22 protein-coding genes are annotated in these 24680 nt (G+C 66.2%); 11 read left to right on the top strand and 11 right to left on the bottom strand.

The features are described 5' to 3' along the window. Window positions 1-2 precede the first annotated feature (2 nt). Both ACSBOB_RS30350 and ACSBOB_RS30345 read right to left on the bottom strand, forming a co-directional pair. Window positions 3-1832: a hypothetical protein gene (locus ACSBOB_RS30350; protein ID WP_442579740.1), complete on the bottom strand. Its 1830-nt coding sequence runs from the start codon at window positions 1830-1832 to the stop codon at window positions 3-5. Then, a complete protein-coding gene (locus ACSBOB_RS30345; RefSeq protein WP_442579739.1) occupies window positions 1822-2604 on the bottom strand; it encodes a hypothetical protein in 783 nt (260 codons plus the stop codon). Before ACSBOB_RS30345 ends, ACSBOB_RS30350 begins: the two co-directional genes overlap by 11 nt. A 145-nt stretch (window positions 2605-2749) precedes the next feature. Between ACSBOB_RS30345 and ACSBOB_RS30340 the strand changes: the two genes are divergently transcribed. The 5 genes from ACSBOB_RS30340 (at window position 2750) to ACSBOB_RS30320 (ending at window position 8326) form a co-directional block, all read left to right on the top strand. After that, complete coding sequence (locus ACSBOB_RS30340; RefSeq protein WP_442579738.1) at window positions 2750-3394, top strand: hypothetical protein; 645 nt, start codon at window positions 2750-2752, stop codon at window positions 3392-3394. Then, a complete protein-coding gene (locus ACSBOB_RS30335; RefSeq protein WP_442579737.1) occupies window positions 3391-5391 on the top strand; it encodes an MFS transporter in 2001 nt (666 codons plus the stop codon). The genes ACSBOB_RS30340 and ACSBOB_RS30335 overlap by 4 nt, the downstream gene beginning before the upstream one ends. 1 nt (window position 5392) lies before the next feature. Beyond that, window positions 5393-6403, top strand: coding sequence for an ABC transporter substrate-binding protein (locus ACSBOB_RS30330; RefSeq protein ID WP_442579736.1), 1011 nt, complete (start codon window positions 5393-5395; stop codon window positions 6401-6403). 109 nt (window positions 6404-6512) lie between these two features. Then, entirely contained in the window at window positions 6513-7190 is a 678-nt protein-coding gene (locus ACSBOB_RS30325) for a GNAT family N-acetyltransferase (protein ID WP_442579735.1), read from the top strand. Continuing rightward, window positions 7187-8326 carry an alanine racemase gene (locus tag ACSBOB_RS30320; RefSeq protein WP_442579734.1) on the top strand — a complete coding sequence of 380 codons (1140 nt, stop codon included), beginning with the start codon at window positions 7187-7189 and terminating at the stop codon, window positions 8324-8326. The genes ACSBOB_RS30325 and ACSBOB_RS30320 overlap by 4 nt, the downstream gene beginning before the upstream one ends. Before the next feature lie 9 nt (window positions 8327-8335). On the opposite strand, the gene ACSBOB_RS30315 is transcribed toward ACSBOB_RS30320, so the two are convergent. From ACSBOB_RS30315 to ACSBOB_RS30300, 4 genes are all read right to left on the bottom strand, one after another. Then, window positions 8336-8671: an STAS domain-containing protein gene (locus ACSBOB_RS30315; RefSeq protein ID WP_442579733.1), complete on the bottom strand. Its 336-nt coding sequence runs from the start codon at window positions 8669-8671 to the stop codon at window positions 8336-8338. Between the two features lie 25 nt (window positions 8672-8696). Beyond that, window positions 8697-9122, bottom strand: coding sequence for an ATP-binding protein (locus ACSBOB_RS30310; protein WP_442579732.1), 426 nt, complete (start codon window positions 9120-9122; stop codon window positions 8697-8699). Window positions 9123-9132: 10 nt separating this feature from the next. Beyond that, window positions 9133-10347 carry an adenylate/guanylate cyclase domain-containing protein gene (locus ACSBOB_RS30305; protein ID WP_442579731.1) on the bottom strand — a complete coding sequence of 405 codons (1215 nt, stop codon included), beginning with the start codon at window positions 10345-10347 and terminating at the stop codon, window positions 9133-9135. Between the two features lie 283 nt (window positions 10348-10630). Further along, entirely contained in the window at window positions 10631-10903 is a 273-nt protein-coding gene (locus tag ACSBOB_RS30300; protein WP_442579730.1) for a DUF4242 domain-containing protein, read from the bottom strand. Between the two features lie 135 nt (window positions 10904-11038). Between ACSBOB_RS30300 and ACSBOB_RS30295 the strand changes: the two genes are divergently transcribed. Next, a complete protein-coding gene (locus ACSBOB_RS30295; RefSeq protein ID WP_442579729.1) occupies window positions 11039-13567 on the top strand; it encodes an ATP-binding protein in 2529 nt (842 codons plus the stop codon). 257 nt (window positions 13568-13824) lie between these two features. Here ACSBOB_RS30295 and ACSBOB_RS30290 read toward each other — a convergent pair whose 3' ends face one another. Then, on the bottom strand, window positions 13825-15282 hold the full coding sequence (locus ACSBOB_RS30290; protein WP_442579728.1) for a TrkH family potassium uptake protein: 1458 nt from the start codon (window positions 15280-15282) through the stop codon (window positions 13825-13827). A gap of 460 nt (window positions 15283-15742) precedes the next feature. Here ACSBOB_RS30290 and ACSBOB_RS30285 point away from each other — a divergent pair, with 460 nt between their 5' ends. From ACSBOB_RS30285 to ACSBOB_RS30265, 5 genes are all read left to right on the top strand, one after another. Next, window positions 15743-16777 (top strand): sulfate ABC transporter substrate-binding protein, encoded by a 1035-nt coding sequence (locus ACSBOB_RS30285; protein WP_442579727.1) that lies wholly within the window; start codon window positions 15743-15745, stop codon window positions 16775-16777. Further along, window positions 16777-17640: a sulfate ABC transporter permease subunit CysT gene (cysT, locus tag ACSBOB_RS30280; RefSeq protein ID WP_442579726.1), complete on the top strand. Its 864-nt coding sequence runs from the start codon at window positions 16777-16779 to the stop codon at window positions 17638-17640. Before ACSBOB_RS30285 ends, cysT begins: the two co-directional genes overlap by 1 nt. Next, window positions 17630-18541, top strand: coding sequence for a sulfate ABC transporter permease subunit CysW (gene cysW, locus ACSBOB_RS30275; protein WP_442583877.1), 912 nt, complete (start codon window positions 17630-17632; stop codon window positions 18539-18541). The genes cysT and cysW overlap by 11 nt, the downstream gene beginning before the upstream one ends. A gap of 67 nt (window positions 18542-18608) precedes the next feature. Beyond that, window positions 18609-19721 carry a sulfate/molybdate ABC transporter ATP-binding protein gene (locus ACSBOB_RS30270; protein WP_442579725.1) on the top strand — a complete coding sequence of 371 codons (1113 nt, stop codon included), beginning with the start codon at window positions 18609-18611 and terminating at the stop codon, window positions 19719-19721. Between the two features lie 200 nt (window positions 19722-19921). Then, entirely contained in the window at window positions 19922-20368 is a 447-nt protein-coding gene (locus ACSBOB_RS30265; protein ID WP_442579724.1) for a hypothetical protein, read from the top strand. Between the two features lie 178 nt (window positions 20369-20546). Here the strand turns inward: ACSBOB_RS30265 and ACSBOB_RS30260 are convergent, their stop codons facing one another. The 4 genes from ACSBOB_RS30260 to ACSBOB_RS30245 are packed head-to-tail and all read right to left on the bottom strand — an operon-like array spanning window position 20547 to window position 24636. Next, on the bottom strand, window positions 20547-21098 hold the full coding sequence (locus ACSBOB_RS30260) for a gluconokinase (RefSeq protein ID WP_442579723.1): 552 nt from the start codon (window positions 21096-21098) through the stop codon (window positions 20547-20549). A gap of 3 nt (window positions 21099-21101) precedes the next feature. Next, entirely contained in the window at window positions 21102-22085 is a 984-nt protein-coding gene (locus ACSBOB_RS30255; protein ID WP_442579722.1) for an ABC transporter permease, read from the bottom strand. Further along, a complete protein-coding gene (locus ACSBOB_RS30250) occupies window positions 22082-23086 on the bottom strand; it encodes an ABC transporter permease (RefSeq protein WP_442579721.1) in 1005 nt (334 codons plus the stop codon). The genes ACSBOB_RS30255 and ACSBOB_RS30250 overlap by 4 nt, the downstream gene beginning before the upstream one ends. Then, window positions 23083-24636 (bottom strand): sugar ABC transporter ATP-binding protein, encoded by a 1554-nt coding sequence (locus ACSBOB_RS30245; protein ID WP_442579720.1) that lies wholly within the window; start codon window positions 24634-24636, stop codon window positions 23083-23085. Before ACSBOB_RS30245 ends, ACSBOB_RS30250 begins: the two co-directional genes overlap by 4 nt. Window positions 24637-24680: the final 44 nt, after the last annotated feature.

The raw sequence follows: 24680 nt of genomic DNA, 5'->3' as shown, positions 1-24680 counted from the left end.
CCTCAGGCCGGGACGGGCGTGGCCGGCCGGCGGCCGGCGAGATGGCCGGCCATGACGGCCAGTGCGAGGGCGGCGATGACAGCGGCGAACGGGACACCGGTCTGCCCGGTCGCGCCCGCCAGGCCGAGGCCGGCTGCGGCCGTGCATCCGAGCGCCAGCCACGGCCGGGCGGCTGCCCCGCAGAACGATCGGATCGCGCCGCCGGCGGCGAAGCCGAGCGCCGCGCAGGCGACCGTCGTCGACAGGGTCATGCTGGACAGCGGATCGTACAGTGCGGCGGCTCCGACCAGCAGCGCTGCGCCGCAGGCCAGCGGCGGCAGCGCCGGCGCGGCCAGGGCGGCGATGGCAAGGATCGCCGCGGCGCCCGTGCCGACGAGATAATTGTCGAAGCCGATACCGGCCGGCAGCCCGACCAGAACCATCGCGGCGGCCGGAAGCACGGCGAGGCCGAGCAGCAGGTCGGGCAAGCCGATCGTCGCGTCCTTCGGCGTCACGGTCTTTCCGGCCGATATCGTTTCGCCGTAGGCGAGGAAGGGCGTGGCCAGCAGCGCCGCGATGCCGAGCACCAGGAAGCCGGAGCGCCGGCCGATCGCCTCGGCATAGAGGCCGCTGGCGAGCGGGGCGGCGAACAGCGCCGAGAAGATCAGCAGCGTCGCAAGGCTGCGCGGCTCCAGGTCGATGCGGCGGTGGGCGAGCAGCGCGGCGGCCATGAAACCGCCGGAGAGGCCGGCCAAGGCACGCAGCATCACGAAGACATCATAGGTGCGGCACCAATAGGTCGCGCCGAGCGCCACGGCGAGCGCTATGCCGCCCAGCGCCAGCAGCGCGCCGGAGCGGCCCGCCCGTCCGGTGCCGAGCATGGCGCCGGCAAGTGCCGCGGCAAGTTCCGCCAGCAGCGGCATGACCGGCACCCAGGGCAGCGCCACCACCTCGGACTCGCGGTCGATCGCGAAATTGGCGACATAGGGGAATGCAGCCGCGTAGATGGCCAGCAGCAGCGCGACGCGCCATGCCGCGCCGCTGCCGTTCGAAAACGCCTCCGCCGGCGCGTCGTCGCCGGCGTCGGCAAAGGTGTAGCGGCGGTCGATCGGCAGCAGGATGGCGTCGACGCGGCGGCCGAGGCTGCCGTCGAAGTCGATGGCGCGGATGGTGGCGACGGCCTCGACAAGGTTGCGCCGCGCCGCCTTGACCCGCTCGATGTTGCGGGCGAGGGCCCGCGACGCCGAAAACAGCGGGCCGCGATCCTCGCTATACGGATGTGCGCTGAAGTCGCCCGCCGAGACGCGCTCCATGTCGCCGAGCAGCCGGGCCTGCGCCGGATAGAGGTTGAAGGCGACGAAGAAGGCGACGATGCCACCCGCCACCGCCCCGGCAAGAAGCGCCGTGATGGCGAGCGCGATCCGCACCTGCGAAACAGCCTGCTCGATCAACGGCGATTCGCCCTCGACGACCAGCGTAGCCGACACACCGCCGCCGCCGATCGGAAAACGTTCGCCCGTTACGTTTCCGCCGGTCGTGGCAACCGTCTTGCCGGCGCTGTCGATGATCTCCAGCCCGAGCACCTGCGGCGAATCGTCGGCGATGCGGTGAAGATAGGGTTCGATGCCGGGCAGCTTGTCGAGCGGGATGCCGAGTTGCAGCGCGTGCGAGAACTGTCCGGCGACCGCCATGCCGACCGCGGCGGCGCCGGTTCGCGTCGCCTGTTCCAGCGTCGGCGCGCTGCGCCTCAGCCCGGCGTCGAGCAGCAGGAAGGCCGAGAGACCGACCGCCACGGCCACCACCGCCGCGATGATGGCTGCCGGAACCCAGGCCCGGGCGCGTTCAAGCTGCATTGCGGTCGTCGCTCTCGTCGACTTTCAGCACCGCGGCGGTGGCCCTGTCGAAATCCGAGACGGCACGGTCGACGGACAGTTTCACCCCGTCCGCGCCGGCGAGATAGCGCGCCGGCATGACGCCGTCGCCTGCCGGCGGCGCCTCCGGCGCGAGCCGGTCCGCCAGCCGCTTCAACGGGCGGCCCGAAAGGTCGAGCAGCGCGACCGACACGATCAGCAGGACCAGCAGCGCACCGGGGATGACCCAGGCGGCGCGCGAGCCCAGCCCGGCCAGCACGTTGCGGGCGAGGGCGGCGCGCCCCTCGCCGGAAACGGTGATGGCGAGATGCCCGATCGTTTCGCCGAAATCGTTGCCGATGACCTGCCCCACCACGATGTTGCCGAACTCCTCGACGCGCCAGCGTTCGTTCTCGACGCGGTAGCGCACCGCCGTCTGCCAGGCCGACGAGATGGTCTCGCCGATACTGCCGCGGTCGGTGTTGAACAGCGAGACGCCGTCCGGAGAAAAGACCTCGACGGCGACCACCTGCGGGTCCGTCGCCTTCGCCCTCTCGATCAGGTCCTGAACGACGCGCACGTCGGAGAGCGGCAGGCCGAGGCCCGCATTGGCCTCGATCGTGTCGCGAAGCTGGGTGAGCAGGAAGTCGACATTGGCCTCGGCGGTCCGCAGCGCCACGCGGTCGAGGCTGCCGAAAACCAGCGCCGCGCACAGGGCGAGGCCCGCGCACGTGACGCCAAGGATAGCCAGGATGATCCTCGTACCGGGAGCCATGGGCGGGTTGTATGAGTCGGAATGGAGTGTGGCAACGGTATTCGAGCCATACCCCACTGTCATCCGACAAAACCTATCGATTATAATAATATTCTGCTAATCTCGCGGTGCTCCAATGGGCGACCGATCTCTCAGTGATTCCCAGATGATACGGCTAGCGCTTCGCACAGTACCGGTCTTTGCCGTCATCATCGGCTTCGCCATGTTCCTCGCCGCCTACATGAATTTCAGCGGCGTGCGCTCGGCCTATCTCGACCTCATCCGCTCGCGCATGGCAATGACCGCCGACGGCATCGGCAACGACATTTCCACCGCCTCGACACTGGGCATCAGGCTGACCGAGCAGACCACTCTGCCGGGCCTGTTGGCGCGCCAGGCGGCGACCGATCCGCTGACGCTGTCGATCGACGTCGCCTCCGACGACGGCACGGTGGTGTTCAGCAGCGATGCCAAGCGGGTCGGCGCGAACGACGCCGCCGGCGGCGATGCCAGCGCCTTTCGCCAGGAGGACCACATCGTCAACGACATCGGCGCGCCGGTGGGCACGGTCGTGGTACGGCTGAACCGCTCGGCGATCGATGCCGAGATCGACCGGCTGCGCTTCGACATCCTCAACGGCGCGGTGCCGGCCGGCCTTTTCGCCGTCGCGGCGGGAAGCCTGATCTGCCTGCTGCTGCTCACCAATCTGCACCGGCGCGCCCGGCGATCGGCACTCGGCCAGTCGGATGACGATCCGATCGGCCGCGCCGCGCGCGAGATGAAAAAACTGCAGCCGGAAACCAACGCATGAACAGCTTGCGCGTCCGCCTTTCGGTCACCGTGCTGGCGGTGCTCATCGTGGCGCTGGTGTTCCTGTCGTTCCAGACCGCGGAGCGGGCGCAGTCGATCCTGCAGCCGGAGCTCGAGCGCAAGGCGGCGACCGTCGCCGGTTCCACTGCCTCGCTGATCGGCCGGGCGCTCGAGGTCGGCATCCCGCTCGACCGGCTGGAAGGGCTGGACGCCTATCTCCAGCGCATCCTCGCCGGCAACCCGGACCTGTCCTTCATCGCCGTGCGCGACGCCGGCGGCGCGACGCTCTATCAGGCGGCCACCGGCGACACGGCGGCGGGGGCGGCAGCCACGGCCGATGCGGCACAGAGCGTCAGCGTGCCGATCGCCGTGCAGGGCGGCCAGACGGAAACGCTCGTCGTCGGCCTCGACCCGGCCTATGCGCGGCAGGTCGTCTCGACGCTTTGGATCGATCTCGTGATCGTCATGTTCGTGACGGCGGTGGTGGCGTTGGAACTGGTCTATGTCGGTTTTGGCGCGGGGCTCTACGGCGCGATCGAGGGCGTCGAGAGAAGGCTGAAGACCATCCGCAAGGGGGATCTGCGGCTGCATCCGCCGGTGGACACCGGCAGCGAGTTCGGCAGTTTCGCCCGCTCGCTCGACGAGCGGCTCGGGCGGCTGCATTCCACCTACGCGACGATGCGCCAGACCATAGCCGAGCGCGGCGACCAGATGTCCCAGCAGGCGCTGGACATGATGCGCGGGCGTTTCGGGCTGGGCGAGGGGGTGATCGCGGCGCCGGTGCAGGTCATCGCCATGCGCGCGCCGCTGTTCGTGTTCATGCTGGCGGAGGAACTGACCCGGCCGTTCCTGCCGGTCTATATCCGCTCGCTGGCGACGCCGATCCCCGGCCTGTCGCCGGAATTCGTCATCAGCCTGCCGATGATCACCTTTCTCGTCGTGGTGGCGCTGTCGCAGCCGCTGCTCGGCAACCTCACCGAGCGCATCGGCCGCCGCAACTGCCTGATGGCCGGGGCACTGTTCGGACTGATCGGCTACTGCGCCTCCGCCTTCGTCGGCGACCTGATCGGGCTGACGCTGGCGCGGGCGATCTCAGGCCTGGGCTTCGCGCTGGTCTTCGTCAGCGCGCAGGGGTTCGTCATCGATTCCACCGACATCCGCCAGCGGTCGAGCGGCATGGCGATGTTCATCAGCGCCATCCTGGTCGCCGGCCTGTGCGGCCCGCCGATCGGCGGCATCCTGGCCGATCGCATCGGCATTCCCGGCACCTTCGTCATCGCCGGCCTGTTCGCCCTTTGCAGCCTGGTGCTCGCCTGGCTCTGCATGCCGGCGACGGCGTCGCGCCTGTCGCAGGGGCCGGCGATCCGCTGGCGCGACTTCGGCCCGATCATCGCCTCGCCGCCGCTGGCCGGCCTGCTGTTCCTGTGTGCCATGCCGGCAAAAATCATCCTCGTCGCCTTCTGCTTCTTCCTCGTCCCGTTGCAGATGGAGACGATCGGCGCGACGCAGGCGACGACGGGCCGGATGCTGATGATCTACCCGATCGCCATGGTACTGCTGGTTCCCTTCTTCGCCTCGCTGGCTGACCGCTGGAACATGCGCGCGCAGTTTGTGGCCTTCGGCGGGTTGGTGGCAGGCGTCAGCGCCTTCGTCGTCTTCTTCGGCGGCAGCCAGATCATGCCGATCGCCTTGATGCTGCTCGGTCTCGGATTGGGGCAGGCGATCAGCATCGCGCCGCTCTCCGGGCTGGTCGGCGAGATGGGACGGGCGTTGCCCGGCAATGTCAGCGAGAACTCGGTCTACGGCATCTTCCGGCTGGTCGAGCGCACCGGCAATGCGCTGGGCCCTCTGGTCGGGGGCGTGCTGCTCGGCATATACGGTTTCTCGACGACGGTGATGATCATCGGCGGCGGCATGGCGTTCTGCGCGCTGCTGTTTTCCGCAATGCTCGGGTCGCGGCGCCAGCCGAAACTCGAACTGCCTGCCAGGGGGGCCTGATATGCTGCGACGGCGCACGTTTCTCGGAATGGCGGCGGGCAGCGTCGCCGGCGTGCTGGCGCCCGGCCTCGCCGGCGCCCAGGCAAAACCCTATCGCATCTACCGCATCACCTATCGCGGCCGCACCGAGGTGGAGGACGGTTTTGACGACTATCTGGCCAGCAACGGCATCGCCGCCGAGTTCATCGAGCGCGATGCCGAGCGCGGCGTGGCCAAGCTGCCGGGTTTCGTCGAGGAGATCCGCGCGCTGAAGCCGGACCTCGTCTACACTTGGGGCACGCCGGTGACGCTGGGCATCGCCGGCCGCTACGACGCGCCCGACAAGGCAAAATTCATAACCGACATCCCCATCGTCTTCGCGCTGGTGGCCTCGCCCATGGCGGCCGGGCTGGTGGCCGACCGCATGGCGCCGAACCGCAACCTGACCGGCGCCGTGCATGTGGTTCCGACCGATACCCAGCTGCGCGCCATGCATTCGTATCGGCCGATCACAAAACTCGGCGTGCTCTATACGGCGACCGAGCAGAACTCGGTGTCGATCGTCAAGGAATTGCAGGGCCTGCAGCAGCCGATGGGCTACAGCCTGATCGAGCGGCAGTTCCGCGCCGGCGCGGACGGGCGGCCGGTGCCGGACGGCATCGAGGACCTGATCGCCGAGATCAAGCAGGAAGGCGCCAACTGGCTCTATCTGCTGCCCGACACCTTCCTCGGCACGCAGTATGACAAGGTGACTCCGGCGGCGATGGCCCAGGCGCTGCCGACATTCGGCGCGGCCGAATTGGCGATCCGTCAGGGCGGTGCGCTGGTGGCGCTGATCAGCCGCTATTATTCGGTCGGCCAGTTGGCCGCGTCGAAGGCGGTGAAAATCCTCAGGAAAGAAACGCCGGTAGCCGAAATCCCGATCGAGACGCTGAAGCGCTTTTCGCTGATTATTAACATGCCTGTGGCAAAAAAACTCGATCTGTATCCGCCGATCGACATGTTGAACTATGCGGAAGTCCTTACGGGCTAAGGTCTCTCGCTACTCGCGCTCCGAAGGCCTGTAACTCAAGAAGCCGCCGGCTTTCGGAACCTGACGATCGACAGACGATGAACCGCATCCGGGACCGGGGGGTCGCCGAATGATAGAGATCAAGGACGCGCCCGGCACGAAGGGGCGCCAGGTCCGCCTCTCCGTGTCGGACCTCGATGCCGTCTACCGCCTGCATCTGGCGGCGACGGGCGCGGTCGGCCGTCCCGAGCTGATCAAGCCGGAATCGCGCGATTTCTTTGAGCGCATTCTCGGCGGCGGCGGCAGCATCGTCGGCTTCGTCAGCGACGACGCGCTGATCGCCTATGGCGTGCTGCAGTTCGACCTGCCGCCTGCCGAGGACGCCCGCCCGCTGCTCGGCCTCGGCGCCGGCGACCGGCTGGCGAAGCTTGCGGGCGCTTCCGTCCTGCCGGAGGCCTGGGGCGGCGGGCTGCATGACGAACTGATCCATCTGCGCGTCGACGAGGCGCGCCGCGCCGGCATCCGCCATCTCTATGCGACCTCGGCGCCCGGCAATCTGCGCAGCTGGCCGAACCTGGTGGATGCCGGCTTCGCGGTACGCGCCATCGTCGAGAAATACGGCGGACACCTGCGCTACATCCTCCATCGCGATCTGGAGACCGCCGGGCCGCAAGAGACCGGCGGCGCCTGGTGCCCGGTCGAAGACATCGGGCGCCAGCGTGCGCTGATCGCCGCCGGTTCCGCCGGCATGCGCTGGCGCAGGCGCGCCGACGGCGGGCGCGATCTCTTTTACCGGGGCGTGGCGTGAACCCGCTTCCGAAGCTTGCAAGACCCAGGGAGGTGAACGCCACGTCGCCCGAGAACGCACCGTCATTGCGCATCGACCTCGCCGCCGTCCGGTCCAACTATCTGGAGATGCGGCGGCGCTATCGCGGCCAGGTGCTGTCCGCCGTCCTCAAATCCGACGCCTATGGCGTCGGCCTGGAGCCGGTGGCGCGCACGCTGGCCGCCGCCGGCTGCCGCGATTTCTGGGTCAACGACCTTGAGGAGGCGGCGCGTGTCCGGCTGAACGCCCCGGCTGCGACTGCCTATACGCTGATGGGCCTCGCCGGCGCCCATATCGGCGATTTCGAGGCGCTGGGCGCCGTGCCGGCGGTCGCCACCCTTGCCGAACTGGAACATTGCGCGCGCCACGCGATGCTCGACCGGCGCAGGATCGCGGTCGCCGTGCAGATCGATACCGGGCTCGGCCGGCTCGGCCTCTGCGAGGAGGAACTGGTCTTCCTCGCCGGCCAGCCCGACATGCTGGCGCATCTCGACATAAGACTGTGGGTCTCGCACCTCGCCGCCTACAACCTGCCGGAGGACCCGGAAAACGCCGAGCAGCGTCGCAAGCTGCGCGACTGGGTGTCGGCCCTGCCGCATGCGCCGGTCAGCCTCGCCGCTTCGTCGGGCGTGTTCATGCCGCCGGACTGGCATTTCGAAATGGCGCGCGTCGGCAGCGCGCTCTACGGCGTGCAGACGTCAGCGGTCTGGCAGGACGGGCTGATCCCTTGCTACGAACTCAGCGCGCCGGTCATCCGCATCGCCGAATTCCCGGCGGGACGTCATCTCGGCTATCGCGGCACGACGGAGTTGAAGCGCCCGTCGCGCATCGCCACCATCGCCATCGGCTATGCCAACGGCCTGCCGCAGCGCTTCGCCGAGATCGGCACGGTGCGCTTTGCCGGGATGCCGGTGCCGCTGGTCGGCGGCATCGCCATGAACATGACCATGATCGACCTGACGGATGTTCCCGAAGGCGACATCGTCGACGGGGCGAGGGCGGTGTTCCTCGACCGCGCCCAGCCGGTCGAACCGCTTGCCGAGCGCCTCGATTGCGCCCCCAACGTGCTGTTGACGCAGATCGGCGCGGGGACCCGCAGGGTCTATTTCAACGATTGATGTGCCGCGTCACGCCTTTCCAGCCGCCAGCGCCTCGGCGCGATCCGCGTGGATCTGGAAAAGCTTTGCAAAGCCGCTGATCTTGAACACCTCGTCCACCGGCTTGCTCATGCCGGCGAGCGAAAGCGGCAGGCCGGTGGCCTTGCTTCGCCGCGCGGCGAGCAGCAGCACGCGCAGCCCCGCGCTGGAGATGTAGTTCAGTTCGGCGAAGTCGACCAGCACCGGCTGGCCTGCGTCGAACAACGGCAGCAGGGCGTCCTCGACCTCGCGCGCCGAATTGCTGTCGACGCGGCCGACCGGCGTCAGCACGGTTGTCCCCTCGATCGTCTCCTTGCGGATGTCCACTGTGCTCTCCTGTGCTGCGCCACGCTCAGCGCGTGGAAAATTTCGTCAATGTCAGCTGGTTGTGCCCGTCGACGCGGGCATAGCGGACCTCGTCCATCATCGCCCGCACGATATGGATGCCGAGCCCGCCGATCGGCCGGTCGTCGAGGTCCAGATCGAGATCGGGGTCTCCGGCCTGCGTCGGATCGAAGGCGATCGCGTCGTCGCGCACGGTGACCGTCGCCCGGTCGCCCGAAACTTTTACGACGATGTCGATCGAATGGCGCGCGCCGTCCTCGTAGCCATAGCTGATCGTGTTGGTGAGAAGCTCGTCGAGCGACAGATTGATCGCGTGCGCGATCTCCTCGCCCACGCCCTCCCTCGCGCAGAAATCCTCGATGACGGTCGCGATGCGGCCGATCTCGGAAAGATCGTTGGCGATGGTGAGGTTGAGCGCGGGCAGGCGGGACATCCTTGGCGTTCTATCGCTCGGCGTCGGCGGCGGGCAGGATTCGATACAGCGCTTCGCTGCCGAAATGCTTCGGCAGTTTCACGCGGCCAACATACTCCACCCGGTAAGGCCGTCGATAGTCCGAGCCCGTCAATCTCGCCTCATGCTGAAGAGAGTCCATCTCGGCCCATAGCAGGGCGACGAAATGCTGCGAGGCATAGGCCTCGCCGGGTGCGGCGACCGTCTCGATGCGCGCCGCCCGGTTGACGTGGTGACCGTAGACCATGCTGCGCCCGGTCAGCGGATGCAGCCCGACATAGACCGGCCCGGCATGCAGCGCGACGCGGAAGCGCGGCCGGTTCGCCAGCCCGAAAGGCTCGGGATCGAGCGTGGCGATGGCGTCGACCAGGGCGAGGGCATAGCCGGCGAGGTCCAGCGCGGTCTCGGCCGCCGCGTGCACGGCGTCTCCCCAGGTGTTGATGAGGATCGGCGGTTTTGCCCGCGCCTCCACCTCTTGCTGCACCTCCGCCAGGAAATCCCAGAGCAGCGGCACCTGCTGGTCGCTGAAGGAGGTGTAGGTCGCCATGTCGGCAAACAGGATCGCCCGCACGACGAGCGGGCTCAGGCCGATCGCCAGTGCATCGAGCCCGCCGAACAGGTCGGCGGCCAGGCCGCCGCTGTCATCCCCGGTGCGCTGGCGGATGTCGTCGAGATCGATCAGCGACAGATGCTCGAGTTCCGGCCACTGGTCCATGAAATCCGCCGGGCTGCCCGGATCGGCCGGCGCCTCCGGGCTCCAGACGACGAGCAGCCTCGCATGGCCGCCAAGGCGCTCGGCATGGATGCGCGCCATGCCTTGCAGGACCTGGTTGTTGAAACGCAGCAGCGTGTCGTCGCCGGTCAGCCGTTCCTCGCAGCTTATTTCGACTTCCGTGGCCGAGGCGACGAGGCTGCGGAACCGCGCCATCCATTCCTCGCCCGCCGGCGCGACATACTGTTCGGCGAAATCGTCGCGCGGGCAGGGCAGGAAGACATGCAGTTCGCCGGAGCGCGCCAGAACTTCCTCGCCGAAGATGATGTCCGCCCCCGCCGACGCCGAGACATAGCCGACGGCAATCTCGTGCCGCGCCAGTTCGTCGCGGATCTCCTCCCGCAGCGCCGCCAACGCCTCCGGGCTCACCACACCGGCCGAAGCGGCGTCGAGCCGCTGTCCGGCGCAGAGCATGATTGCGGCTTCGGATTTCAACCCGGCTCCTCTCGATCCGCCGGGGATTGTACGGCGTTTTGGCAACCATGCACGATCGAACTTGCGGATAGGTGAATGGAATGAGGAGTAGTCGGCCCATTGATGTCAGGTTTCGACTCCATTCTCGCCGTTCGGAGTACTTCCAAGGTTACCCGAAGCCTACCGTTCGTTCAGGTCCCGCCAATCGACAGAGTCAGGGCTTGCCGCTGTCTGACATGTTGCCGCGAAGATGCGGTCCCAGATAGGCGGGCGACCCGAGGACGGCCCGCCACGCCGTCAACCCTCAGTGGTAGAAATAGGGGTCGAGCACACGGACCTCGGTGATCTTGTCGACGGGCAGATCGCTGCGCTTGGCTGCGCTGCGGATCGCCTCCGGCGACGGAGCATCGTAGATGCAAAAGGTCTGCCTCTTGTCGGGCGACACATAGGAGTGCACCCAGGTCACGCCGCCTTCGGCATTGCGCAAAACAACGCCGCCACAGGCTTCTGCGCCGTCCGGGTTGGTGGGAATCGCGAGTCCGTTCGGGAAGGTTCTTTCAACGAGGTATCGTGGCATTCCAAGCTCCTTCGGTTGGGTGACATCGCGAGGTTGCAGCGATCCCGCAGTTGCCGCATCGGAGGAGTTCCCCAAGGATGGTGCGTTGAATCCCTATATTTGACTCCTGCGCTTAGGTGGTTTCACCTGAAGGAGATGCCGACCTTGCTCCTTGAACGTGAGGACCAGATAGAACGCCTCCGGACGCTGCTCACCCAAGCGAGCGCTGGTCGGGGCTCTGTCGTCGCCTTGGTCGGAGAAGCGGGTGTTGGTAAAACCAGCCTCGTGGAATCGTTTGCCGCCACGATAGAGGGACGCGCGCGCGTGCTGCGCAGCGCATGCGAGGACCTCTCTATTCCGGAGCCGTTGGGGCCGCTGTACGACCTAAGCCGCGCTCTCGGCCCTCTGCTTCCTGTCGCCGGTGTCGAGGTCCCACGTCTACGGCTGTTTTCGGAAGCGCTGCAGCTTTTCGACAAGGCTGGACTGGCGACCCTCCTCCTCATCGATGATGTACACTGGGCCGACGATGCGACCCTCGATCTGATCCGGTTTTTGGGACGGCGGATCACCGGAACGCACGTATTGCTGCTGCTCACTGCCCGCAACGACGCCACCGACGGACAGCGCCGACTTAGGCGGGCGCTAGCCGAGATACCCACCCAGTCGCTGGTCCGGATGGAGGTTCCACTCCTGAGCGAAGGTGCCGTCGCGGGTCTCGCGCTATCCGCCGGACTAGATCCCCGTTCCCTGTTTCGCCTTACGGCCGGCAATCCGTTCTTCACCAGCGAACTGATACGGGCCGGAGTCGCCGATGTCCCGCCGGTGAGTGTCACGGATGCCGTCCTGCGCCGAGTGGAGCGGCTTGCACCAGCAGCACGGCACTTCCTCAACATCGCCGCCGTTTTCCCTCGGCGTTGCGAGACGGAGGTACTATTGGAAATCGCTGGTGCCGAGGGCGTTGAAGCGCTTGCGGACTCTCTCGGGGCGGGCCTCTTGAACGCAACGGAAGAATACGTGCAGTTTCGCCACGAAATCGCTCGCCGCGCGGTCGAGGCCGCGATGTCGGAGCGTGATCGCCGCGTCATCAACGGAAGGGTGCTTGCGGCTTTGCGCAAGCTGGCATCGGTGCCGGCTGCCCGTCTTGTCCACCATGCCCGGCAGGCAAGAAACGTCGCAGTGCTTCGAGCGCTTGTGCCGCAGGCCGCGAGCGAAGCCTCGGCGCTCGGCGCCCACCACGAGGCCGCCGATATGCTCGCGGCGATTCTCGAAGACCAGGACGGCTCTGACTTCCCCGAGCGGGATGACCTGTTGGTGAGGCTCGCCATCGAGCACTATCTGCTCGGTCGAACAAGGGCGGCACTGGATCGCCTTGAAGAAGCACGCGTCGGCTTCGCCCAAAAAGGCGATATCCTTCAGGAGGGTGACTGTCTGCGCTGGCTTTCGCGCCTGAACTATCTTGATGGAAACCGTGTCTCGGCAGAGCAGCAGGCCACGGCCGCGGTCGATCTGCTGTCGCTAGGCAAGCCGGGTCCGGAGCTTGCGATGGCGCGGTCCAACCAGTCCCAGCTCGCCATGTTGGCAGACAGGATCGACGACACCGTACGCTTTGGACAGGCGGCAATTGACCTCGCCACGGCACTGGGCCGTAACGACATCGTCGCCCACAGCCTCAACAATCTGGGCGCCGTCCACCAGTGGCTCGATCTCGGATCGGCCCGCGATCTCCTGTCTCGAAGCCTTGGTCTGGCCCTCGAATTCGACCTCCAGGAGCATGTTGCCCGCGCATACACGAATTTGGCCTGCGTGCTGATCAACTGGCGCGCGCATGCCGAAGCCGAGGCAACCCTGAATGCCGGCATCGCTTACTGCATGGAACGCGATCTCGATACCTGGCGGGACTACATGCGGGCATGGCGGGCCGAACTCCTCCTGAGGACCGGCCGCTGGGATGAAGCCGGCTCCAACGCCATCGCCGTGCTCGACAATCCGCAGGCAACTCCGCTGGCCAGGTTCCCGGCCGCGGTTGCGCTGGCCCGCCTGCGGATCAGGCGTGGGGACGACGCAGACGCGCTCTTGCGGCAACTCGAAAGTTACCTCGTCCGCGGGAGTGAGCTCCAGCGCTGCGCGCCCTACGCGGTGCTGCGGGCGGAAGCGGCTTGGATCGCCGGCAGCGGCCACGTCGAGGCGCTCCAGCTCCTCGAACAGTCCATTGCCATGTTGCCGAACGGCAAGCTCATGCCCGAACTCTTCTTCTGGCACGAGAAGTTCGGTGGCCTTCCTTCCGGCGCACACGCCGCCGTGCCCTTTGCTGCCGAAGACATGCAGTTCGAGCGGGCGGTAGAACTGTGGGACGGGGCAGAGGACGATCGGGTCGTCGCAACATCCTTGATGAAGCGACTTGGTGCCGACGCAGTGCTGAGACGGCTCGGCACAAACCTGTCAGCATCCGGGCGCCCGCCGCGCGGTCCGGCCAAGACCACCCGCAATAACCCGCATGGCATGACCACTCGCGAGCTAAACATCCTGTTGCTACTGTGCCAGGGGCTTAGCAACAAGGCCATCGCCCGGGAGCTGGCGATTTCTGCAAAGACTGTGGATCATCACGTCTCCGCAGTTCTCGGGAAGCTCGACGTGTCGTCGCGCCTGGAGGCCGCGACAAAAGCGCGTGCGCTTGGACTGGCATAGAAGCGATCCGCGCGACCCTATTGCGTGGTCCCCTCGGATTACGACTTTCAGTGATATGCGGTGCTTGATAAGCGTGAACGGCAGCTTTCCCCACGCAGCTACCTGAGACCTGCTGGGCCGCTTTCCACCCTACAACAGACGGAAGCGGATTCGGTCAGAGTTCGTCGATGCCGAGCACGATCCTAATCCGCATTCCACCCGGTGGGGCCGAGAAACTTGCCGATTGAGACGACCTGACAGCGAGCCGTCCCCGGATTTCACCGCGTCCAGAAAGCCGGTGTGAACATCACCAGCACCGCCAGGATTTCGAGGCGGCCGAGCAGCATCAGGAACGAAAGAATCCACTTCGACATATCGGGCAGCGACGAGAAATTGCCGACCGGGCCGATGATCGGCCCCAGCCCCGGCCCGACATTGGTCAGCGCCGTCAGCGCGCCGGTCGTGGCGGTGACGAAGTCGAGCCCGGTGGCGCCGAGCAGGATCGTGCCGATCCCCCAGATGACGAAGAACGAGGCGATGAACAGCACCACCATGTGCTGCATCTCAGACGACACCGTGCGGTCGCCGTAGCGCACCGGCAGCACGGTGTGCGGATAGATCAGCCGGCGCAGGCCGTTGCCCAGCAGTTCGAACAGGATCAGGAAGCGATACGCTTTTATGCCGCCGGTGGTGGAGCCCGAGCAGCCACCCAGGAAGGTGGCGACGAAGATGCAGGCCACCGCGAACGGCCCCCACAGTGTGTAGTCGTCGCTGGCGAAGCCGGCGGTGCTGATGATCGACATGAAGTTGAAGGTGGAATGGGTAATGGCGTCACCGAACGGCATGTCGAGTTTTACGCGCAAATAGATCGCCACGGCGACCGAGAAGACGATGCAGTAGCCGGCAAAGACGCGGATCTGCGGATCGCGCAGCGCGTCGAGCCGGCCGCGCACCGCGAACAGGATCATGATGGAGAAGGGCAGGCTGCCGATGAACATGAAGATGTTGCCCGTCCACAGGATCATCGGCATGTCGGCATAGCGCAGGAACGAGGTGTCGTGCGTGGAGAACCCGCCGGTCGCCACTGTCGACATGGCGTGGTTGACGGCATGGAACGTCTCCATGCCGCCCGCCGCGTAGCCGATGGTGCAGGCCACCCAGAGGGCGCCATAGATGCCGATCAGGCTGATGGTGAACGTCTGGAACCGCTCGAACGGCCGGTCCTCGATATCGGAGGATTCGATCTTGAAATAGCTGACGCCGCCGATGTTGAGGAACGGCAGCAGGAACAGGCCGAGCACGATGACGCCGAGGCCGCCCATGAAGCAGAGCAGCGAGCGCCAGAGCAGCAGGCCGGGCGGCGCGCTGTCGAGGCCGTTGATGACCGTGGCGCCGGTGGTGGTGATGCCGGAAACCGCCTCGAAGAACGCGTCCGTCGGGCTGAGCTGTATCGACGACAGCATCAGCGGCACCGCGCCGGCCACCGCCATCGTCACCCAGAGCAGATTGACCAGCAGGAAACCGAAACGGGTGGTCACCGTCGGCGGCTTGCCTTGCGTCGCCAGCGCCACGGCCAGCGCGAAACCGCCGACGAACAGCGCCGAGAAGGCGAAGGCCTTCCAGTCGGGATTGCCGTAATAAAGATCGGTCAGCGCCGGCGCGAGCATGGCGACCGACAGGTAGATCGCGAAGACCGCCGCGACATGCACCGCGGCGCGGACTGCCGATCTGTTCACGATATGCCGACCCTATCCATTCCGCATGCGATGGACGGCGTCTGCGCCCTGTCCTGTCGCGATAATGGCTGCTAGGCGCGGCGGTGACAACAGCGGGCGCCGATGGTCCCAAGAATCGTCGCCTCGGCCGGCGGCGGGGCGCGTCCGCTTCAGTTGCCGCCGCGAAGGGGCCGGCTTACCCGTGCTTGAGGAAATGCCGCGTCAGGCCGACAAGCAGCGCCATGTCGCGGGCGGCGTGCTCCCGCAGGTTGACCACCGGCGCGCCAACCTTAGCCCCGCCTTAGCCCCGAAACCGCTCGCCCAAGGTACGGACCGGATTTGACCGCCGGAGAAAAAAATTTCCACATTTCTCCGACGACAGCGTGAAAAATGCGGAACGAAATCCAAGTTTGGGGATTTTGCTACGCCCGTAATGTCTACCCAGCAGATAGAGTAAGTTCGTTATCAAACGGAGGCAGACATGAACCTCAATCGCAGATCCCTGTTTCTTTCGGCGCTTATCGCAGGTTCGGTCCAGTTCGGTGGGCTTGGATTCGCTTTCGCCGATACGACGATCCTCAACGTGTCGTACGATCCGACGCGCGAACTCTACAAGGAATACAACGCCGCCTTCGCTGCCCATTGGAAGAAGGAGACCGGCGAGACGCTCAACGTCCAGGTCTCGCATGGCGGCTCCGGCAAGCAGGCCCGCGCGGTGATCGACGGGCTCGACGCCGACGTGGTCACGCTGGCGCTGGAAAGCGACATCAACGCCATCGTCAAGAACGGCGGCAAGATCAATGCGGACTGGCGCGGCAAGTTCGAGCACAATTCCTCGCCCTACACCTCGACCATCGTCTTCCTGGTGCGCAAGGGCAACCCCAAGGGCATCAAGGACTGGGGCGACCTGGTGAAGGACGGCGTCGAGGTCATCACGCCCAACCCGAAGACCTCGGGCGGCGCCCGTTGGAACTATCTGGCGGCCTGGGCCTGGGCCAACAAGGAATATGGCGGCGACGAGGCCAAGGTGAAGGAATATATCGGCGAGCTGTTCCGCCACGTTCCGGTTCTCGACACCGGCGCGCGCGGCTCGACCACGACCTTCGCGCAGCGCCAGCTTGGCGACGTTCTGCTCGCCTGGGAGAACGAGGCGTTCCTCGTCGGCAAGGAATTCGGCGCCGACCAGTTCGATACGGTGATCCCGCCGCAGTCGATCCTGGCCGAGCCGCCGGTGGCGGTGGTCGACGCCAATGTCGACGCCAAGGGCACCCGCAAGGTGGCGGAAGCCTATCTCCAGTACCTCTATTCGGAAGAGGGCCAGCAGATCGCGGCGCGCAACTTCTACCGTCCCTCCAAGCCGGAGCTCGTGCCGGCGGCGGAACTGGAGCGCTTCCCGAAACTCAACCTGGTGACGATCGACGATCCGCAGTTCGGCGGCTGGGCCAAGGCGCAACCCTACCATTTCGGTGACGGCGGCATCTTCGACCAGATCTACAAGCCGGCATCGTCGAACTGATGAGCCTGACCACCGCGACAAGGTCGGGGTGGCATTTCCGCAGGCCGAGCGTCATCCCGGGATTCGGGCTGACGCTCGGCTTTACGGTTGCCTACCTCACGCTGATCGTGCTCATCCCGCTGGCCGGCGTGGTGTGGCGCACGAGCGAGTTGGGCTGGGCTGGCTTCTGGGCCATCGCCATGGATGAGCGCACGCTCAGCGCCCTTAAGATATCCTTCGGCACGGCGCTCATCGCCGCATTGGTCAATGTCGTCTTCGGCGTGATCATCGCGTGGGTGCTGGTGCGTTATCGTTTTCCGGGCCGCCGCATCGTCGACGCGGTGGTCGACCTTCCCTTCGCGCTGCCGACGGCGGTGGCCGGCATCGCGCTGGCCGCCATCTATGCGCCCAACGGCTGGATCGGCCAGTTGCTGGCGCCGCTCGGTCTCAAGGTGGCGTTCACGCCGCTCGGCATCGTCGTGGCGCTGATCTTCATCGGCCTGCCCTTTGTCGTGCGCACCGTGCAGCCGGTGATGGAGGAGATCGACAAGGAGGTCGAGGAGGCCGCCGCCACGCTGGGCGCCACGCGCTTCCAGACGATCTCGCGGGTGATCCTGCCGGGGCTGGCGCCCGCCGTGCTGACCGGCTTCGCGCTGGCATTCGCGCGCGCCGTCGGCGAATACGGCTCGGTGATCTTCATCGCCGGCAACATCCCCTATGTCTCGGAGATCGCGCCGCTGCTGATCGTGATCAGGCTGGAGGAGTTCCACTACGCCGGCGCAACGGCTATCGCGGCGCTGATGCTGGTCATCTCCTTCCTCATGCTTTTCGTCATCAATCTGATCCAGGCGTGGAGCCGCAGGAGGTATGGCTATGGCGGTTGAGGCGCTGAGCGGCCCTTTGCGGGGCCGGCCAAGGGCTGGTACTGTCGGCCCCGTGAGCAGGCCCGTGCGCGCGACGACGGAAACCACCGCCACCAAGGCGGTGCTGATCGGCGTCGCCCTGATTTTCATGGCGCTGTTCCTGATCCTGCCGCTGGTCTCGGTGTTCGTCGAGGCGTTCCGCAAGGGTGGCGGCGCCTTCTTCGAGGCGCTGGCCGAGCCGGACACGCTGTCAGCGATACGCCTGACGCTGACCGTGGCCGCTATCGCGGTGCCTTGCAACCTGGTCTTCGGCATCGCGGCGGCCTGGGCGATCGCGAAGTTCGAGTTCAAGGGCAAGGCGTTCCTGACGACGCTGATCGACCTTCCCTTCTCGGTCTCGCCGGTCATTTCCGGTCTGGTCTATGTGCTGCTGTTCGGCGCTGGCTCGGTGCTCGGCCCATGGCTGAAGAGCCATGGCATCGAGATCCTGTTCGCGGTGCCGGGCATCGTGCTCGCCACCATCTTCGTCACCTTCCCCTTCGTGGCGCGCGAACTGATCCCGCTGATGCAGGAGCAGGGAACGGGCGACGAGGAAGCGGCGATCTCGCTGGGCGCCAGCGGCTGGCAGACCTTCTGGTACGTGACCCTGCCCAACATCAAGTGGGGGCTGCTCTACGGCGTGCTGCTCTGCAACGCCCGCGCCATGGGCGAGTTCGGTGCGGTCTCGGTCGTCTCCGGCCACATACGCGGCCTGACCAACACCATGCCGCTGCATGTCGAGATCCTCTACAACGAATATAATTTCGTCGGCGCCTTCGCCGTGTCGACGCTGCTCGCCGCGCTGGCGCTGGTGACGCTGGTGCTGAAATCCATCCTCGAATACCGGTATGGCGACGAGATCGCCGCGACCGCCAAGCATTAGCATGACCCCGAAAAGTTGCATACTTTTCGAATAAGGTCTGCGTGACACAAAGCAGAGCCAGGAGCCCATGGACGTTTCCATCCGCCATGTCCGAAAAGAGTTCGACCGGTTCCCGGCGCTGCGCGACGTTTCGCTCGATATCCGCTCGGGTGAACTGATCGCGCTGCTGGGGCCGTCCGGCTCGGGCAAGACCACGCTGCTCCGGCTGATCGCCGGGCTGGAGCGTCCGACCGACGGCGCGATCTTCTTCGGCGACGAGGATGCCTCGCATCGGTCTGTGCAGGAGCGCAATGTCGGCTTCGTCTTCCAGCATTATGCGCTGTTCCGCCACATGACGGTCGCCGACAACATCGGGTTCGGCCTGAAGGTCCGGCCCGGCGCGTCGCGCCCGGCGACGTCGGAGATCCGCCGCCGCGCCACCGAACTGCTCGACCTCGTCCAGCTTTCGGGACTGGAGAAGCGATATCCCAACCAGCTTTCCGGCGGCCAGCGGCAGCGCGTGGCGCTGGCGCGGGCGTTGGCCATCGAGCCGAAAGTGCTGCTGCTCGACGAGCCGTTCGGCGCGCTTGACGCGCAGGTCCGGCGCGAACTGCGCCGCTGGCTGCGCGAGATCCACGACACGACCCAGCACACCACGGTTTTCGTCACCCATGACCAGGAGGAGGCGCTGGAGCTTGCCGACCGAGTCGTCGTCATGAGCCAGGGCCGCATCGAGCAGGTCGGCACCGCCGACGAGGTCTACGACACGCCCAACTCGCCCTTCGTCTACGGCTTCATTGGCGACTCCAGCGCGCTGCCGGTGCGCGTCGAGGCCGGCCAGCTCTGGCTGCAGGACCGTGCGCTCGGGCTGTCAACGACAGGTATTCCGGATGGCGAGGCCACCCTCTATTTCCGACCGCACGAGGTGGATCTGGTCGAGGGCTGCGGCGGCTGCATCGCCGGCACGGTTGCCGCCAGCCGCCGGGTCGCGGGCACAAGGCGCGTCGAACTGGAGATCGGCGGCGACAGGCACCGCGTTGAAATAGAGCTGCCCATCGAGCACCCCGCCGCCAACAAGAACCGCGTCGCCTTTCGCCCGCGCCGCTGGAAGGTGTTTCCGAACGGCGATGCGGAAAGCCATTCCGGCATCGTCCGTCATCAGCCGGAAGAGGCTCTGCCGCTGGCGCTGACGGGAAGCTGATCCTGCTTGCTCGGCGTATCAGGTTTCCTGCTGCTGGCCGGCCCGTAGTACCAACGGCGTTTGAATTTGACCGCCGCCGATATCGGGCTGCCAGGTCTTCCGTGCTGATACGATGCGATGCTGGAGGGGAAATGAACTAGGAAAATAATCCTTGTTCTTTTCCGCCTGTCTGCTATTGTGTGCCTCGAACGGAGGCTGGAATGGACCGCGCGGAACGCGAAAATGAGCAGGAGACGCTGAAGGGCATCGCAGCGGTGCTGCTCAAGCTGGCCGTTCTGGCCGAGTTCCTTTGCGTCCTGCCGCTCTGGATTCGCGTTCCGGTGCTTTCGCTGCTGCGGCCGGCCGAGGCTGTCGCGCGGGCGTTTGCCATTGAACTTGCCGGCGCCGCGCTTGCCTTGCCCCCGGCTGCGGTCGGCGGGGCGGACGGTGATGGCTGCGCCGAGGCTTTGCATCTTGCCCGCTGCTTTCGCACGCTGGCCTTCGTCTTCGGCGGCTTGCAGGGTTTTTTCGCCAGGTGGCGGCTGTTTCGCGGCGGGCCGAACGGGCATCTTGCGCACCGCGCGCCAGCGATGGCGTGGCGGTATCACGCAATGGGAGCACGGCGCGCAATGGCTTGCGGCGCCGCGGGGTGCATCGATACGTCATGACCGCCCGACGGTATGTCGGGTTGACTGGTTGAGGATTCGAACGCCATCCGCCTGGTGCGCCTGGCGGTGGGGGCGTTATGCCAGTGGCCCTGGAAACTGACCTGCGCCCAATGTCTTGAAGTAATGGATGCGACTACGCGCTTGTCGTTTCCATCACTTCGCGAAACTGGACACAGGTCTAGGCCCGTTGGTATGATTGTATGACGGCCTGCTCGGCGAGACTGTCGACGGGCTCGCTCCCATCCAGCGATATGGCGTCCTCGTCGTCTTGTGGCGGTTCGAGCGCGGCGAACTGGCTTTCGACGAGGCTCGCCGGCATGAAATGGTGCTTGCGGCTACTGACGCGCTGCCAGGCGGTTTCCCGGTCGATGCTCAGATGGACGAAGAGGATGTCGGGCTGGAACGTGCGGAGCCGGTCTCGGTATTTTCGCTTGAGGGCTGAGCAGGCGGCCACCGCGCCGTGGCCGCCGGCAAGCGTTTCCGCGATTGACGCGCCAATGGCGTCCAGCCAGCCCTCGCGCAGCGCGTCGGTCAGCGGCCGGCCGCTCGACATATGCGCAATGTTTTCAGGGGGATGCAGGCGATCGCCCTCGATGAAATGCCAGCCGAGACGCGCCGCTATCACTTCGCCGACGACCGTCTTGCCGCAGCCGGCGACGCCCATCACGACGATTGCCGCGACGGGTCCGTCCGGTCCTGGCCGACCGGGCAGGGCCTCTTCCTTCCCCATCGCTCAGCGGCTCGCCGGGCTGCGGCCGTAAAGCAGCAACATGCCAACAATAACAACGCCATAGATGACTTGGCGCCCGGCCTCCGGCATCTGCATCACCGACAGGATGGACTGCAAGAGCGTGATCAGGATGACGCCGGCGATGGTGCCGAGATACGATCCACGCCCGCCGAGGATCGACGTGCCGCCGAGCACGACCGCGGCGATCGACGGCAGCAGGTAGGTGTCGCCCATGGACTGCGCCGCCTTGGAGGCGTAGCCGGCGAGCAGCACGCCGCCGAAAGCGCTAAGCGCGCCGGAAATCGCGAAGGCGATCAATACGATGCGACGGGTGTCGACACCCGACAGATAGGCCGCGCGCTCCCGGTTGCCGATGGCGTAAACGGAACGCCCGAAGGTGGTTCTGGTCAACAGGAATACCGCGCCGGCGCCGATGACCGCCCAGATGATGACGGCGTTGGGCACGCTAGGGATCAGTTCGCCGGTGGCGATCTCGCGCATGGCGGCAGTCGCCGAGTCCTGGGGCGAGAAGCCGCCTGTGTAAACCACCATCAAGCCTTGAGCGACGGCGTTGGTGGCGAGCGTGATGATCATCGACGGGATGCGCAGATAGGCGACGCCGATGCCGTTGACCACGCCGATCAGCGCGCCGCACAAGATGCCGAAGGGAATGGCCAGCGCCACGCCCATCGGCCCGAAAGCCGCGGCGGCGCAGGCCATCATGCCGCCGACCGCGACCGACCACGGAACCGAAAGATCGATTTGTCCCAACAGGATAACGATCATCATGCCAGTCGCGATGACGCCGAGGAACGATGCCACCTTCAACTGCTGCAGGAGATATTCCGGCGACAGGAAGCTGGTCGAATAGAAGCTTCCGAAGACCAGCAGCAGCACGATGCAGGCGAAGGCGGTGGCGACGGCCGGATCGACGCCGCGGAAGAATTTCGGGAGGCGCGCCATGGCCGGCCTTGTCATCTCGCTCATTGGAACCACTCCAGCCGGTTGCGGACCCGGAAGAGTGCGAAAGCGCCGAGGCTGACGGCGACGAGCAGGACGACGCCCTGGAACAGCGGCTGCCACAGCGGATCGAAATCGAAGACGAACAGCAGGTCGCCGATGGTGCGGAAGGCAAGCGCGCCGAAGATCGCGCCGATGGCGCTGCCCTTGCCGCCGAACAGCGACACGCCGCCGAGCACGACGGCTGCGATGGAAAACAGCGTATACGCGTTGCCGCTGGCGAGCGCCGCCTCGCCCGTATAGGTGAAGAAGGTCAGGAACAGGCCGCCGATCGACGCGAGCAGGCCGGAAAGCGTGTAGGCGAGGAACTTAGCCTTTCCGATCGGTATGCCCGACATATAGGCAGCGGGTTCGGAAGACCCGGAGGCGTAGGCGGTGCGGCCGAGCAGCGAGCGGCTGAACGGCACCCAGACCACCAGCACCACGACGGCGAGTACGACGAGGCTGGAGGGGATGAAGCCGAACAGCCGGCCGGTCAGGGCGTCCGCCAAATCCTCGTTGACCGAACCGCCGGGATAGGGCCGCAGCATCAGCGCCAGGCCGAAATAGATCGAGCCGGTGGCGATGGTGGCGACGATCGGCTGCAGTCGCCCGACAATGACGATCAGCCCGTTGAGCGCGCCGCACAACAGGCCGACGCCGAGCACGACGATCACGCCGAAGGCGGTTTCCAGCGGCGTGCCGACGACCAGCCACGAGGCGAGGCAGTTGGTGAGGATGAAGATCATGCCGACGGACAGGTCGATGCCGGCGGTGATGACCACCAGCGTCTGCGCCATGGCGACGAAGGCGAGCAGCACCGCCTTGTTGGCCGCGGTCTGGCTGACATTGGAGACAGCTTTGGCCGTGAACCCGTTGCCCTCGATCGCCGGATGGTTCAGCAGGTAGATCATGAACATCAGCGCGAAGATGCCGATGGCGAGCAGCGTGCCGCGGTGCTCGGCGACGATATAGCGCCACTCCTTCACGCCGCCTCTCCCTTGGTAACCGATCCGTCGATGTTGAGCGCACTGGCGATCAGCGCGTGCTCGGTGATGCCTTCGCCTTCCAGCGTACGCACCACACGGCCGTCATAGAGCACCAGAACCCGGTCGCAGCAGCCGATCAACTCGTCATAATCCGTCGAGTAGAACAGGATCGAAGCGCCGGCGTCGGCCAGGCGGCGCAGCAGCAGGTAAATCTCCTGCTTGGTGCCGACGTCGATGCCGCGCGTCGGGTCGTTGAGCAGGATGATGCGCGGCTGGCGCATCAGCCATTTGGCGATGACCACCTTCTGCTGGTTGCCGCCGGAGAGCGCGCCGACGGGAATGTCGACGCCCGCGGTCTTGATGGCGAGCAGTTTCACCATCTCGTCGATAAGCCGGTTTTCCTCGTCACGGTCGATGATGCCGGCGCGCGATATCCGGTCGAGGACGGCGAAGGACAGGTTCTCTCGCACCGTCATCGGCAGCATCAGGCCTTCGGTCTTGCGGTCCTCCGGGATGAGCGCCATGCCGACGCCGCTCTTGCGGGCCTCCGCCGGGCTGGAAATGGACACCGGCTTGCCGTCGACGAGAACCTCGCCGGAGCAGCCGCGCAGCACGCCGAACAGGGCGAGCAGCAGTTCGCGCTGGCCCTGGCCGTCAAGACCGCCGAGACCGACCACCTCGCCGCGCCCGATGGTCAGCGAAATGTCGCGCAGCCGGTCGGTCCAGCCGAGCTTGCGCAGTTCCAGCATCGGCGTCTCGCCGAATGCCGAACGAACCGGCTTGGGCGGAAACACGTTGCTGTATTCGCGGCCGATCATCATCTCGATGACTTCGGTGTCGGTCCTTGTGCCGGCCTCGTAGGTCGCGACCTTGCGGCCGTTGCGGAAAACGGTGCACTCGTCGGCAAGTTCGGCGATCTCGTGCATGCGATGCGAGATGTAGAGCAGCGCCAGACCCTCCGAGCGCAGGCGCTTCAGAACGGAAAAGACCTTGGTGACGTCCGCCGCCGTGAGGGCCGAAGTCGCTTCGTCGAGAATAAGGATGCGCGGGTTGCGCGCCAGCGCCTTGGCGATCTCGACCATCTGGCGCCGCGACAGCGGCAGGTCCTTGACCAGCGTGCGCGGATGGATGTCGCCGGCGCCGGCGCGCGCCAGCGCTTCCATGGCGATACGCCGCTGGGCGCGGCGGTCGATCAGGCCGAAGCGGCGCGGCGGGTCGGAAATCGCGATGTTGTCGGCGACGCTGAGGTCAGGGATGAGCGACAGTTCCTGGAAGATGCAGGCGATGCCAGCCGCATTGGCTTCGGCGGGCGATGCGAAACGCACCTCGCGGCCGTCGAGCATTATGCGCCCCTCGTCGGGGGCGACGACGCCGGCCATGACCTTGATCAGCGTCGATTTTCCGGCGCCGTTCTCGCCCAGGATAGCGTGGATGCGGCCGGCGGTGACCGGCAGATCGGCATTCTCCAGCGCGCGAACGCCACCGTAACGTTTCGAAATGCCTTCCATGCGGAAGAGCAGCCCGGCTCCGCCTTCAGACTCGGCTTCCATTTGCGCCCCGATGTTCCAGCCGGAAGTAACGCCGCGGGAAATCT

Origin of the sequence: Mesorhizobium sp. KACC 23794 (assembly GCF_052180275.1) — a bacterium.
In the GTDB taxonomy this organism is placed as follows: Bacteria; Pseudomonadota; Alphaproteobacteria; order Rhizobiales; family Rhizobiaceae; genus Kumtagia.
Note: the sequence above shows the minus strand (reverse complement) of the source record. Positions and strands in the feature narration are given on the sequence as shown.